The organism is Ruegeria sp. AH12 (assembly GCF_056541465.1).
Map to the genome: position 1 here is coordinate 1 of NZ_JBQFYL010000236.1, position 503 is coordinate 503.

A 503-nucleotide genomic window follows, 5' to 3' on the forward strand; every position below is an offset into this window, starting at 1 on the left:
TGAACAGCGGCATCGCCAGCAAGGCGAAACCCTTGTTGAACACGTTCAGAAGTTCAGCACCCATGTTGTCCAGCGTCAGGCCAAGAACAAACGAACAGCCGATGACCCAATAGCCGATTACCAGCAAAACCGGTACGCCCAGCATGAACAGAAACGTGACCGCAAGAGAGATCAGTGTGACCATAGTTCCGTCTGTCATCAGTCTGCTCCGATCACGGCCTGCTTGATCAGCGGCTCGCCTGTTTTCCAGTTGTTCAGATCATCGGCAAGGTTCTGAAACACGCGCCCGACCATCAGAAAGAACGACAGCGGTGCGGCCAGAAGGAACCACCACTGCATGATATTGTCTGTTCCCAGAACGATCTGAAAGTTTGATGCCGACAATGCCACCAGCCGTGTTGTGGTCACGATGACGATCACCGCAAAGATGAACCACAATATCGCGTCGAGTATCAGGCAAGCCAATTGCCCAGCCCTCGGCATTGCAGTGCGGAATTCGCTGA

The 503-nt window shown here is 53.5% G+C and carries 2 pseudogenes; both read right to left on the reverse strand.

Going from position 1 to position 503, the window contains the following annotated elements:
* A pseudogene (locus ACR0EL_RS22820) lies at positions 1–199 on the reverse strand (TRAP transporter large permease); the annotation flags it as partial.
* Positions 199–503 (reverse strand): annotated as a pseudogene (locus ACR0EL_RS22825) (TRAP transporter small permease); the annotation flags it as partial. The pseudogenes ACR0EL_RS22820 and ACR0EL_RS22825, both read right to left, overlap by 1 nt.